The organism is Psychrobacter sp. M13 (genome assembly GCF_030718935.1).
GTDB lineage: Bacteria > Pseudomonadota > Gammaproteobacteria > Pseudomonadales > Moraxellaceae > Psychrobacter > Psychrobacter immobilis_G.
The window spans coordinates 1718078-1730866 of sequence record NZ_CP132194.1; the positions used below are offsets into that span (position 1 = coordinate 1718078).

At 44.1% G+C, this 12789-nt stretch carries 14 protein-coding genes; 10 read left to right on the forward strand and 4 right to left on the reverse strand.

What is annotated here, in order from left to right; genetic code table 11:
* Positions 1–56 precede the first annotated feature (56 nt).
* The 5 genes from Q9G97_RS07165 to Q9G97_RS07185 all read left to right on the forward strand — a co-directional run bounded on the left by Q9G97_RS07165 (position 57) and on the right by Q9G97_RS07185 (position 5330).
* Entirely contained in the window at positions 57–1274 is a 1218-nt protein-coding gene (locus Q9G97_RS07165; RefSeq protein ID WP_305898239.1) for an ABC transporter substrate-binding protein, read from the forward strand.
* Positions 1271–3037, forward strand: a complete 1767-nt coding sequence (locus Q9G97_RS07170; RefSeq protein WP_305898240.1) for an ABC transporter permease — start codon at positions 1271–1273, stop codon at positions 3035–3037. The genes Q9G97_RS07165 and Q9G97_RS07170 overlap by 4 nt, the downstream gene beginning before the upstream one ends.
* 70 nt (positions 3038–3107) lie before the next feature.
* Positions 3108–3818 (forward strand): ATP-binding cassette domain-containing protein, encoded by a 711-nt coding sequence (locus Q9G97_RS07175; protein ID WP_305898241.1) that lies wholly within the window; start codon positions 3108–3110, stop codon positions 3816–3818.
* 59 nt (positions 3819–3877) lie between these two features.
* Positions 3878–4549, forward strand: coding sequence for a CDP-alcohol phosphatidyltransferase family protein (locus Q9G97_RS07180; protein WP_305898242.1), 672 nt, complete (start codon positions 3878–3880; stop codon positions 4547–4549).
* Positions 4539–5330 (forward strand): sterol desaturase family protein, encoded by a 792-nt coding sequence (locus Q9G97_RS07185; protein ID WP_305898243.1) that lies wholly within the window; start codon positions 4539–4541, stop codon positions 5328–5330. Before Q9G97_RS07180 ends, Q9G97_RS07185 begins: the two co-directional genes overlap by 11 nt.
* 8 nt (positions 5331–5338) lie before the next feature.
* On the opposite strand, the gene Q9G97_RS07190 is transcribed toward Q9G97_RS07185, so the two are convergent.
* Entirely contained in the window at positions 5339–5962 is a 624-nt protein-coding gene (locus Q9G97_RS07190) for a TetR/AcrR family transcriptional regulator (RefSeq protein ID WP_305898244.1), read from the reverse strand.
* A 188-nt stretch (positions 5963–6150) separates the two neighbouring features.
* On the opposite strand from Q9G97_RS07190, the gene Q9G97_RS07195 reads away from it, so the two are divergent.
* The 4 genes from Q9G97_RS07195 (at position 6151) to Q9G97_RS07210 (ending at position 9947) form a co-directional block, all read left to right on the forward strand.
* Positions 6151–7581, forward strand: coding sequence for a patatin-like phospholipase family protein (locus tag Q9G97_RS07195; RefSeq protein ID WP_305898245.1), 1431 nt, complete (start codon positions 6151–6153; stop codon positions 7579–7581).
* 152 nt (positions 7582–7733) lie between these two features.
* Positions 7734–8444: a haloacid dehalogenase type II gene (locus tag Q9G97_RS07200; RefSeq protein ID WP_305898246.1), complete on the forward strand. Its 711-nt coding sequence runs from the start codon at positions 7734–7736 to the stop codon at positions 8442–8444.
* A gap of 110 nt (positions 8445–8554) precedes the next feature.
* The gene (locus Q9G97_RS07205; RefSeq protein WP_305898247.1) at positions 8555–9094 is read left to right on the forward strand and encodes a peroxiredoxin-like family protein; all 540 of its coding nucleotides are present in this window, start codon (positions 8555–8557) and stop codon (positions 9092–9094) included.
* A 172-nt stretch (positions 9095–9266) separates the two neighbouring features.
* On the forward strand, positions 9267–9947 hold the full coding sequence (locus Q9G97_RS07210) for a glutathione S-transferase family protein (RefSeq protein WP_201573463.1): 681 nt from the start codon (positions 9267–9269) through the stop codon (positions 9945–9947).
* Positions 9948–9953: 6 nt separating this feature from the next.
* On the opposite strand, the gene Q9G97_RS07215 is transcribed toward Q9G97_RS07210, so the two are convergent.
* The gene (locus Q9G97_RS07215) at positions 9954–10139 is read right to left on the reverse strand and encodes a hypothetical protein (RefSeq protein ID WP_305898248.1); all 186 of its coding nucleotides are present in this window, start codon (positions 10137–10139) and stop codon (positions 9954–9956) included.
* Positions 10140–10216: 77 nt separating this feature from the next.
* Here Q9G97_RS07215 and cadR point away from each other — a divergent pair, with 77 nt between their 5' ends.
* Complete coding sequence (gene cadR, locus Q9G97_RS07220) at positions 10217–10630, forward strand: Cd(II)/Pb(II)-responsive transcriptional regulator (protein ID WP_371747863.1); 414 nt, start codon at positions 10217–10219, stop codon at positions 10628–10630.
* A 49-nt stretch (positions 10631–10679) separates the two neighbouring features.
* On the opposite strand, the gene Q9G97_RS07225 is transcribed toward cadR, so the two are convergent.
* Both Q9G97_RS07225 and arsH read right to left on the reverse strand, forming a co-directional pair.
* Positions 10680–11990: an arsenic transporter gene (locus Q9G97_RS07225; RefSeq protein ID WP_305898249.1), complete on the reverse strand. Its 1311-nt coding sequence runs from the start codon at positions 11988–11990 to the stop codon at positions 10680–10682.
* Between the two features lie 68 nt (positions 11991–12058).
* Entirely contained in the window at positions 12059–12775 is a 717-nt protein-coding gene (arsH, locus tag Q9G97_RS07230; RefSeq protein ID WP_371747935.1) for an arsenical resistance protein ArsH, read from the reverse strand.
* Positions 12776–12789: the final 14 nt, after the last annotated feature.

Sequence of the window (12789 nt, forward strand, 5' to 3'; positions counted from 1 at the left end):
GCTATCACTGGATAGCGCTTGTCATTGTTCTTATTGTAGTCAGTATAGCTTCGAGTATGGCTATAACTAACACTCGCGCAACGGTTAAGGAGTCACCCTACTGGCAGCAAATAGAGACACAAGGGTCAAACCAAGACGTTTATTTCTATGCTTGGGGCGGTGATCCGCAGATAAATGCCTATTTGCAATGGGTCGCTCGTCAAGTCAAAGCTAAGTACAACATTAATCTTGTGCATGTCAAACTCAGCGATACGAGCGAAGCCGTCAGTCGCGTACTGGCAGAGAAATCTGCGAATAATAATAGCCAAGGTAGTGTTGACTTGGTTTGGATCAATGGTGCTAATTTTGCCACTATGAGCGAGCACTCATTGCTACGCAAACAATGGGCCAATAAGCTCCCTAATTTTGCGCTTACCGATCCTGCTAATAACCCTACAGTAACGCTCGACTTTGGTATTCCGACCGACGGTATGGAATCACCATGGGGTCAGGCATCACTCACTTTTTATTATGATAACTTAGCCATTGATGGTTCAATAGACAATCAACCACCGACCACGTTAAGTGAGCTTGCAAGCTGGAGCGCGGCACATCCTGGACGCTTTAGCTATCCAAAGCCACCTGACTTTTTGGGTATGAGTTTTTTGAAGTATGCTTTGATTATGCTGCATGAGCAAAGAGCTGAAAGTATCGAAAAAAACCTATCAGCACAGCTCAATGAGCCTGCAACGGAGCAAAATACAGCGCTGGTACTAGAGCCACTGTGGGCATTTTTGGATGAATTACATCCTTCGTTATGGCGTAATGGCGACTACTTTATGCAAAGTGGGGAGCAGATGCAGCGTTTGGTTGGTGATACTGAGCTGAGCTTGGCGTTTACTTTCTCCGCACCTACTGTGCCAGCAGCCGTACAACGGTATGATCTGCCGAAAAGTATTCGTAGCTACGCGATGGATGATGGCAGCTTAAGCAATACTCACTTTGTTGCTATTCCTTATAACGCCAGCCATCAAGCTGGCGCACAACTGGTTGCTAATTTTTTACTTAGCCCTGAAGCTCAGGCACAGAAGCAGATCCCAACGGTCTGGGGTGATCGCACTGTGTTAGTACAATCTACGCTCACTACTGAGCAACAAGCGCTATTTAGATCTAGCCAGCCACATCCGAGTGCCTTACCTGTAAATAGCATTAAACGTGTGGTCAGCGAACCGCATCCAAGTTGGGTTGCAGCAATTTTGCAGGGCTGGGAGCAACGTTATGGGGCGAGCTCATGAGTACAACACCTGATAATACGCTCACCAAAGAACCGAACCATAAGGCAGTTACCGGACGATACAAACCTGATCGCTTTACGCGCCTGGTGACTATGAGTCCGCGCCTGTTATTGATACTTTTGATCGTGCCCGTACTTGGGGGTTTGCTCAGTGTGCTATTGCCGGCTTTTGGTTGGGCACCAGCACTGGATCAGACCACCTTTAGTCTGCAAGGTTTTGCAGCGCTTTGGCAAACGCCGGGGCTGATTAAGATGATCAGTTTGAGTATAGCAACAGGTTTTATTAGCACTTTGCTGGCCATGATCCTCACTGTGATGATTTTGGCAACCTTTTTTAATAGCCAATGGTTAAACCGTATCGAGCGCTTATTTAGCCCTATCTTGGTGATTCCACATGCAGCGGCAGCGATTGCTGTTGGGTTTTTGATTGCGCCATCAGGGATGTTTGCTCGGCTGATTTCACCTTGGTTGACGGGTTGGGAGCTAGCGCCACAAGGCATACTGCCGCATGATGCTTATGGTATTAGTATTATTCTAGGCTTAACGCTAAAAGAGATGCCTTTTTTAGTACTGATGGCGTTAGGCGTGTTAGCTCAGCCCGAGCTAGGTAAAAAATTGCGCGGGCATTATAAAGTAGCAGTTAACTTAGGTTACTATCCAATGACTGCCTTTTTTAAAGTGGTATGGCCAAGCCTTTATCCGCTATTGCGCCTGCCCTTATTTGCAGTACTCGCTTATGCTAGTGCTAGCGTTGAGATACCTTTAATACTAGGTCCTAATACGCCTCCGACCCTTGCCGTTGCTATCGTACAATGGTTTAATGATGTCGATCTAAACTTGCGGATTAAAGCGTCTGCTGGGGCAGTATTACAGCTTTTATTGACGGGCGGTTTAATTGCCCTATGGATATCTGGCGAAAAAGCAATCAACACTATATCCCGTGGCTCTTTGACCAACGGTCGACGTCAATATAACGATGTGCTCTGGCAACGTGTCACTGTAGTGCTCACTGTTTTAATTATCGGTTTTATAGTGCTAGCCACGGCGGGTTTGGTGATGTGGTCTGTTGCAGGCTTTTGGCGTTTTCCAGCGGCATTGCCAGAGCAGTTAGTGTTGTTGCATTATCAAAGCTCTTTTACACAAATGGGCATTCCGCTATTTAACACGCTAACGATTGGTTTTATGACCACAGCATTTGCGATTGTACTGACGTTACTATGTCTAGAATCAGAGCAGTTGACGGGTCGAATCATCTCGCCTTTTATTAGCTTGATCATCTATTTACCGCTGATGGTACCCAGTATTGCCTTTTTGTTTGGCTTAGTGTGGTTGCAGCAACTGGTTAATAACCAAACGGCTTTTTTTAATGTCGCCTTTACCCATTTGCTATTTGTACTGCCCTACACTTTTTTATCGTTATCTAGTAGTTATCGGCGTTTAGATCCGCGCTTTGCTAACGTTGCTGCAAGTCTCGGTGCCGCCCCTAGCAAAGTATTTTTTCAAGTAAAATTGCCACAACTTTTTGCGCCTATTTTGATAGCCATTGCTTTGGGACTAGCGGTTAGTTTTGGACAATATTTGCCGACTTTGCTGGCAGGTGGTGGTCGTATAGCGACAATAACCACTGAGGCCGTTACCCTTGCCAATGGCGCCAGCCGTCGCACTAGTGCTGTATATGCCATTATCCAAATGATTTTGCCACTTGTTGGTTTTGCTTTGGCATGGATATTACCGAAGTATTTGTATAAAAGCGCCAAAGTCTGAATATTCAAGTCAAAGTGGCGAATTAGCACGGTCAAGTGTCAAGGCTTAACAGTAAAAAGTATTAGTACAGATGATCGCTAACAGCTCTTGTGAGATAGAAGTCCACTCTATAAAAGGTATCGGTATGCAATCCGCTCTACAGATAAAAAACTTAACGCTCTACTTGCAAGATAAGCAACTGCTTAGTCTCAATGAGCAAGTCAATGGTGGCGAGATACTCACTATCATGGGACCTTCAGGTAGCGGCAAATCGAGTCTATTGAACTGGCTAACAGGTACGCTTACCAGTAGTTTTAGTGCTCGTGGCGAGATAATATTGGACGGTCAAAGCATTAATCACCTTCCAACTCATCGGCGTCATATTGGGGTGCTGTATCAAGATGCGTTACTATTCTCGCACTTATCAGTCGCGGGTAATATTGCCTTTGCGATGCCTAAAGCTAATAAAGAAAATGGTAAAAAGATCAATAAAAAACAACGGCTGGAAAAAATAGACGAAGCATTGACGCAATTAGGCTTAGCGGGTATGGGCGATCGTCATCCAGACACGCTCTCAGGTGGCCAACAAGCACGCGTAGCCTTATTACGATTACTGCTTAGCGAGCCAAAAGCTATTTTACTCGATGAGCCGTTTAGTAAGCTTGATACCCAATTAAGAGTCGAGACGCGTCAGTTAGTTTTTGAGCAAATACGTGAGCGCAACTTGCCTGCTATTATGGTCACTCATGATCATAGTGATGCTGAAGCTACACAAGGCAAGGTGATCCAAGTAGCGGTTTAAAACCTTAATATTAGAGTGATAAGTTGTCACTTAAAAGACTTAATGCCAAAAGGTAATGAATGTTAGATAAATATATTACGCCTGTTATTAAGCCTGTACTGTGTCCAGTAGTAAAGAAGCTACATGGCTATGGTATAACGGCGGATCAATTAACCGTTGTCGGTTTTTTGATCGGCATGCTAGCAGTACCACTACTTGCCTTTGAACATTGGTATGGAGCCTTAGCGGCTATTGCTTTAAACCGTATTTTTGATGGGCTTGACGGTGAGCTGGCAAGATATGCTAACCAATGCTCGAGTGCTGGCGGGTACTTAGATATTACCCTCGACTTCTTATTTTACGCAGCGATTCCATTTGGATTTATTCTTGCTGACCCTGCCCAGAACGCTATTGCTGGCGCTTTACTATTAGCGACATTTATGGGTACTGGCTCAAGCTTTTTAGCTTTTGCCATTGCAGCAGAGAAGTTCGATATTGAAAAACCACAGTTTAAATATAAAAGCTTTTATTATCTCAATGGTCTCACCGAAGGCACCGAAACCATTGCGCTTTTTATCGCCTTTTGTATTTGGCCGCAGCATTTCGCCTTGTTCGCAACGCTATTCGCCATTGCTTGTACGATTACTATTTTTACCCGTATACACGGTGGCTACCATACCCTCAAACGCCAAGAAGACAATATACAAAGCAATATAGAGACCGAAACGAATGGAGCAACCGATGACGCATGAAGTATGGTGGCGACTTGGCTTCTTTTTTAGCATTTTAGTCATAATGATGTTGCTAGAATGGCGAAAACCAGCACGACAATCGTCCATTAAAAGTAGTAAGCGTTGGTTCGCAAATTTTGGTTTAGTATTTGCCTCATCGCTTATCGCCCGCCTAACAGTGCCCGTTGGTCTCACTGCAGTAGCAATTTATACCCAACAGAATGGTATCGGCTTATTTAACCTAATAGAGTTGCCAAGCATCGTAGTCATTGTAATAAGTTTAGTGTTGCTCGACATTTTAATATATTGGCAACATCGACTGTTTCATCGTGTTCCTATTTTATGGCGACTGCATCGAGTCCACCATGCCGACACGCATGTCGATACCAGTACTGGACTTAGGTTTCATCCGTTTGAAATCATACTCAGTATTCTCATAAAGTTGATTGCCGTTATTACTCTAGGTGTGCCTGCGATAGCCGTCCTTATATTTGAGATCGCGCTAAATGGTTTGGCATTGTTTAATCATGCTAATATTCGCCTGCCAGCAGCCATTGAAAAGCCAGCTCGCCTTATATTGATGACCCAAATTTTGCACCGTATACACCACAGCCAAGTTGTCAGCGAGACCAACTCAAACTATGGCTTTAGCGTCATTTGGTGGGATAAGTTATTTGGTAGCTATAAAGATGTCGCAAAAAAAACCGATAATCAACTTGATATCGGTTTGATTGAATATCCTACTGCTAAACGAAACGCCTCATTGTGGCGCTTGCTAGTGATGCCATTTCAGAACAAATGAATGGCTTATTAACTGGTTACTGCCCTGTTATTGATATCACCCTGATAAAGCGCTTCTAGCGATAGTGCCATATCCTCGGCAACTTCATGGACAGCGCGACTATCGACATCACGCTGAGCAAAGGCACGCAAACCCATGACCTCAGCCTGTAAGCGACGCCCAAGACGGATAGGATCTAGCTGTTGATCAATCTCACCTAAGCCTTGTGACTCAATAAAGCAGTTCGTAAAATAAGTCTCCATTCCAGCTAACATCGTCTCAACTTTATCCAATGCCAGCTCTTCACGTTGACCCAGCTCTAGTAAGCTCTTGACTAGCATGCAAGCTCGGCTCGGCAATACTTCATCACGTATGCCGCCTAGCAAACGTAAGTATGCGGCTAATCCTAATAATGGTGAGCTGTGCGCCTGTAGAGTACGTTGCAACTCGACCATAGCTTTGTGCGCATAATGCTCAAGCGCTTCTTGAAACAACCCATCTTTACTGCCAAAAGCGGCGTAGATACTACCTGGTCGCATATCAAGTGCTTTTTCCAAGTCTTTTAGAGAGGTGGCATGAAACCCCTTTTGCCAAAACAGCTGTAATGCTCTATCTAAAGAGTCTTGCCTATTGTGAAGCTGTGCACGAGCCATAATTCATTCCATTTTTACAGTCATAAAGTTATTTAATAGAGCTAAAGTAAACAAAAACGACTTTGCAATATGAGTGATTGCTCAATTTTATCTTGACTCGCTATAACAGTCTAGTTAAAGTTTATAAATAGTGCTTAAGATAGGATAGTCAAACCACATAAGCGTCCACTACCGTCGAGGCTACTTACATGCGTAAAAATTTGTTTACTCACAATGGCAGTCTGTCTCAAAAACTCTCCAATCTAAGTGTGTCTTCTCGATTGCGCATTATGTGGTTATTGATAATCCTTATCTCTTTATTCCTTCTGCTGACCAGTTGTACGCCGCGAGTCTGGAACATGCCAATAACAGAGAAGACAAGTACTCGTTATAATTTTAAAAATAACTTGCCAAGTAATTCAGATGATGTTTTCGTGGTGCTTGCTTTCTCTGGTGGCGGTACGCGCGCAGCAGCACTGAGCTATGGCGTACTCGAAAAGCTACGTGATACGCCAGTGATGATAAATGGCGTGGAGCGCAGACTACTAGATGAAGTGGATGTCATCTCTTCAGTATCAGGTGGGAGCTACACCGCCGCTTATTATGGCTTATTTGGTGATGAAATCTTTGAGCGATTTGCGCCAGAGTTCTTATATGAGGATTGGCAGTCACGACTGATGAGGCTTGCGATACGACCACAAAGCCTGATAGCGATGAGTAGCTCTGAATATAATCGCGGTGATCTAGTAGCCAATAACTTACATGAGAGCTTATTTCGACAAAAGAGCTTTGCTGACATGGGCCGTGGCAAATTGCCGTTTGTTATTCTTAATGCAAGCGATCTAAATAACGCTATGACTTTTTCGTTCACCCAGCAGCAGTTCAATTTTTTATGTTCAGACTTATCGAGCTATCCTGTGGCCAATGCGGTAATGGCGTCATCTTCTGTGCCTGGTATCTTTGCCCCTATTGCCCTACGCAATTTTTCTGACTGTCCTCAGCGTTCTCAGCCTTGGGTCAAAAAAGCGCTCAATCAAGACGATCATTTGCCACGCAGTTATGCCATAGCCCGTGCATTGGATCGATATTCGCAGCCAGACCGTATGCCAGTGGTACGGTTGGTAGATGGCGGAGTCACTGATAATTTAGGCGTACGTGGCTCGATGATGAGCCCTGTGACTCAATATGGTGATGTCCCTAATATGGCAGGCGCGTTCAGTCCTGACAAGTTGCGTCAGGTCAAACAAGTGCTGGTCGTCGTCGCCAACGCCCAAACTTACTCAGAGCATGAGTGGTCCGTTCAGAGCGAAGATCCGAGTTTCATCGAGACTATTTCGGCGGCGAGCGAAGTTGCCTTGGGTACTTTAAATAATGAAACTATTTTATCCGCTAAAAAAGAATTTTTACAATGGGGCGAGCATGTCAACGCTCAGCGACCAGCAGGGTCTCCTCAGGTTGAAGTGCATTTTGCTACATTGACCTTTGATCAGATCAAAGATAAAACGAAGCGTGCAAAGTTCGATGCTCTGCCGACGACCTTTCGTTTGCAACCAGCGCAAGTTGATGACCTGCGCGCTTTAGGCACTCTTTTACTGGATCAATCTGAAGAGTTTCAAGAATTTCGTCAAGCCTTACAGTGATCTAATATTCGCCAGATTCTAATTTTTATCCAAAATAACAAAAATATTTGAGCGATTACTCAAATTAACTTGAAGCGCTATTCTATCTCCTTTAGAGTTAAGCATTAAAAGTATAACTCAATATTATAAAACCATGGTAACGAGGATATTCAATGACTCAAAATAAAACTGCGCACGATAAACCTTCTTCTATTCTAGTCTTTGATGTCAATGAAACCTTACTTGATATCGAAACGCTTGCACCTTTGTTTAAGCGCCTATTTGGTCACGAGCGTATATTAAGAGAGTGGTTCGCTCAATTGATACTGTACTCGCAAGCCATGACCTTATCGGGACTTTATACGCCCTTTGGTGAGCTTGGCATTGGTGCTTTGCAGATGACTGCTGATATTCATAACGTTGCTCTGACAGAGGACGATATTGATGAGCTAAAAGAGCGCATGAGCAAAATGCCTGCTCATCCTGATGCCGTGCCAGCATTAACTCAATTGCGCGATGCAGGGTTTCGCTTAGTTACCCTCACCAACTCATCACCTAGTGACTCTCCTACACCGTTAGAAAGAGCAGGATTGAGTGAGTTTTTTGAGCATAACTTTAGCGTTCAAAGCGTAGAAAAATTCAAGCCTGCGCCTGAGACGTACCAGATGGTAGCCACAGAGTTATCGGTTGAGACATCAGAGCTCTGCCTTGTCGCTTGTCATCTGTGGGATACGATTGGCGCGCAAGCAGCTGGCTGTCAAGGCGCGTTCCTCAAACGCCCTTACAATGCCATGTTGCCTGCGTCCAATGTGCCAGTACCAGACTTTATGGCCTTAGATCTGGTCACACTTAGCGATCAGATTATTAAACAGCTTCAAACCTAAAAGGTACTTATACTAAATTTGTTCATTGATAAAAAATATTTCCTATTTGACTAAGCATCAAAGCTCAAGTCAAATCATTCCCTTCAACACAAACGTCAAAGGATAGAACTATGCAAAATGCTAATACCCAAAAACCACAAGCTGGCAGCAAATTCCCTGATATCGAAGTAACCATGCTAAATGGTGATACGAAATCACTTGGCAAACCTGAAAACGGTCATGATTGGAAATTAGTGGTAGTGTATCGCGGTCAACACTGCCCGATTTGTACTAAATACCTTAATCAATTAGAGACGGTCAAAAAATCATTTTATGATACTGGTGTCGATATCATTGCGGTATCAGCGGATAGTAAAGAACAGTTAGAGAGTCACTTAGAAGAGAAGATAGATATCAACTTCCCGATTGCTTATGGCCTAAGCGTTGAGCAGATGAATACTTTGGGGCTTTATATCTCTGACCCACGTTCAGAAAAAGAGACTGACCATCCTTTTGCAGAGCCTGGTGTATTCGTGATTAATGCCAAAGGTGAAATTCATATCATTGATATCTCAAATGCTCCGTTTGCACGACCTGAACTTGAGTCGCTGGCAAGTGGCTTAAGCTTTATTCGAGAAAACGACTACCCTATTCGCGGTACGCATATCTAAGCTTAACTTTTAAATAATTATAGAAATTGAGAATAATAAGCTCAATAACTCAACGTTTGCTAGAACCAGCTACTGAAGTCATTCGTTAAACTTGATTTCGGTAGCTGGTTCTACAGTATTGATATTTAATTACCTTTACTACTGTCAAAATAATAATGTTATGGGAACCACTATGCTTAAGTTTTATTTTCATCAGACGCCAAATCCAATGAAGGTTGCGCTATTTTTAAAAGAAACTGGTCTACCCTATGAGCTCATTGCTGTTGATACTATGAAAGGTGAACAGCATACGCCAGAATATCTAACTATTAATCCAAATGCTAAAACACCAGCTATTGTTGACGATGGTAAGCGCGTTTTTGATTCAACCGCTATCTTAATGTATCTCTCTGAGAAAACTGGAAAGTTAGCAGGGAAACCTGAAGATCGCGGTGAGATGTTGTCGTGGTTAATGTTTATAGCGACAGGCTTAGGACCATTTTCTGGTCAGTCGGTACATTTTAGACATAAAGGGCCTGAAAAAGTGCCGTACGCGATCAACCGTTATCTGCGAGAGGCGCAGCGTCACTATGAGGTTTTAGAAAAACACATGGCAGGTCGCGATTATCTGGTTGGCGATGAGTACTCGATTGCCGATATATCTGCGTGGGGCTGGATCGACAAAGCCGCTTTTGTCTTAGGTAATGACGGATTAGAGCATTATCCCAATTTAAAACGTTGGTTTATGAGTATTAATGAGCGTTCTGCTGTACAAGAAGCACGAGAGATTGCGCAAGATATCGAATTCAAAACTGACTTTGATGACGTCGCTGCTCGCGCGCTGTTTCCACAAAATTTTGATAAAAAAGCTTAGTAGCATTTAGCAATGAGCAATTATTAAAAACAGCAATGCAGTCGCTAGTACCTGACGCTGTTGTCCTTGCGCGTCCAATAAGATAGCAGTCTTTGGCACTAGCGAAGATAAGGCTTTGATGCCTGTGCGGGCACGATCAGCCGCTTCTTCGGCCTCTCCAATAACAAGAGCACCGATAGCCGCGATGGACATTAGCATCTCAATTGAAAAAGGCGATCTCGTTAACTTTATAGTTTTAGATAACAGAAACTCTATTTGAGTAGACAAACATGCTAATAAAAATTGGCGAGCTTGCCACACGCACAGGTGCAACGGTCGAAACCATTCGCTATTATGAAAAAGAGAAATTGTTACCAGAGCCTGCGCGTAGCCAAGGTAATTATCGGTTATATCGTGAAGCGCATATTGAACGTCTACAATTTATCTTACATTGTCGGACGCTCGATATGACTTTGGATGAAGTACGAACGCTACTTCAGTACTGGGACAAACCTGAGGAGAACTGCGATGAGGTCAATGTGCTACTCGATGAGCATATTGAAGCGGTCAAAATACGTATGGAGGAGTCGGCGCAATTAAAACAGCATCTACTGGTGTTACGACAAAAATGTGCAAGTGCAGCTCCAGCTAAATCATGCGGGATACTGAATGCACTTGCTGATAATTCTTGTCATCACAGTTGATAGCATATCAACCATGACGCAGCTTTGGTGCAAATAGGTGCCTGCTAAATTAAATGCTGGTTAACATCGGCAACCAAAACACCAAAGCTAACAAGGTGATGAATAGTACAGGTGGCGTGATTAACAAACCAACTTTCATATACTGACCCCAGCTGATTTTATAGTCTTTTTCTGCCAGTACATGTAGCCATAACAAGGTTGCCAAGCTACCTATTGGGGTGAATTTTGGCCCCAAATCATTGCCAATGACATTGGCATAAATCATTAGCTCACGCGTAGCCGCTGGTACTTGGGCACTATCAATAGCAAGTGCGCCGATCAGGGTTGATGGCATATTGTTCATGACTGAGGCAACAATAGCGGATAAAAAGCCAGTCCCTAGTGTAGCAACAACATTGCCTTGCTGTCCGAGCCAATTAAGCACTTGCGCCCCGTAAGCGGTCAATCCAGCATTACCTAAGCCATAAACTACCAAATACATCCCGATTGAAAACAACACGATCTGCCAAGGTGCTTTGCGCAAAACATCAGTCACAGACAACTTGGTATCACGGCCGCCTTGCCACCAGCGACCTGCAATGGCCATCAGTACTAGCGCTGCAATACCTGTCACCACTGAAATCACCAGTCCTAATGACTCAGTAGCAAAATAAGCGATAAGTAACAAGGTCAATAATGGAAAGGCCGCTTTAAAAACTAACGGATCTTTGATAGCGGATTGTGGCAAACTTAGGTTATCTATCTCGTAATGCTTGGGAATATGGCGTGCGTAGGCGACCCATAATACTAATAATGTCGCGATAACTGACACGATATTCACGGGCACCATCACCAAAGCATAGCGACCGAAACTAATATTAAAATAATTAGCGCTAACGATATTGACGAGGTTGGAGGTCACTAAAGGTAGGCTTGCGGTATCGGCAATAAAGCCCGTCGCAATAATAAAGGCCAAGGCTGATTTGGGTGCAAAATCAAGGCGCAGTAGAATGGCGATCACAATAGGCGTGAGCAATAACGCCGCCCCGTCATTAGCAAAAAAGGCGGCAATGAATGCGCCTAAAATAACAATCATCGGAAATAGCCGTCGACCTTGACCCTTGCCCAATCTAGCAACGTGTAGCGCGGCCCAACCAAAAAACCCTGCCTCATCCAATATCAAAGAGATGATAATCAGCGCGACAAAAGTAAAAGTAGCATCCCAAACAATATCCCAGACGACAGCCACATCAGACAACTGCACTACACCGAACAATAGCGCCACTAAAGCGCCACCCATCGCACTCCAACCGATGCCCAGTCCTTTTGGCTGCCATATTACTAAAGTCAAAGTGACAATAAAAATTGCTAATGCGAGCATACAAATGCCTTAAAAAAGCAAAGATATTAAAAAATATCAAAAACGGTAACGTTAAATAGGCTCTCGGGTTAAATCGGTTTCTGATTCACGCGTTGTGACAGCGCCTCTGCACTCTCCACACGCTCTGAATAGCGATCAGTTAGATAAGCTGAGCGTCCACGAGTAAGCCATGTAAATTTAACCAACTCCTCACAGACATCGACAACCCGCTGATATAAAGACGAGCTCAGCATACGATCATTATCATCAAACTCTAAAAAAGCTTTGGGAATAGACGACTGATTGGGCATGGTAATCATGCGCATCCAGCGCCCCAAGATACGCAGCTGATTGACGGTATTAAAGCTTTGACTGCCACCACTAACTTGCATTATTGCTAAGGTCTTGCCTTGTGTCGGACGGATGCCACCTAGTGATAGTGGAATCCAATCTATCTGCGCTTTCATAATGCTAGTGATACTGCCATGACGTTCAGGGCTGACCCATAGCATGCCCTCAGACCACGCGGCTAGCTCACGCAGTTCTTGTACCTTTGGGTGATCGGCATCAGTACTATCAGGCAGGGGTAGACCTGTGGGATCAAAGGTACGTACCTCACAACCATACCAGCGCAATAGCCGACTGGCCTCTTCGCTTGCCAATTTAGAAAACGAGCGTGTGCGCAGAGAGCCGTATAACACTAATATCTTTGGTGGATGACGGGGATCAGTTGCACTGATCAGAGCGTTGATATCGATCGGCTGTAGCTCAGCGGCCTCTATATTGGGTAGCTCATGTCGATCAATAGAATCTTGCAATG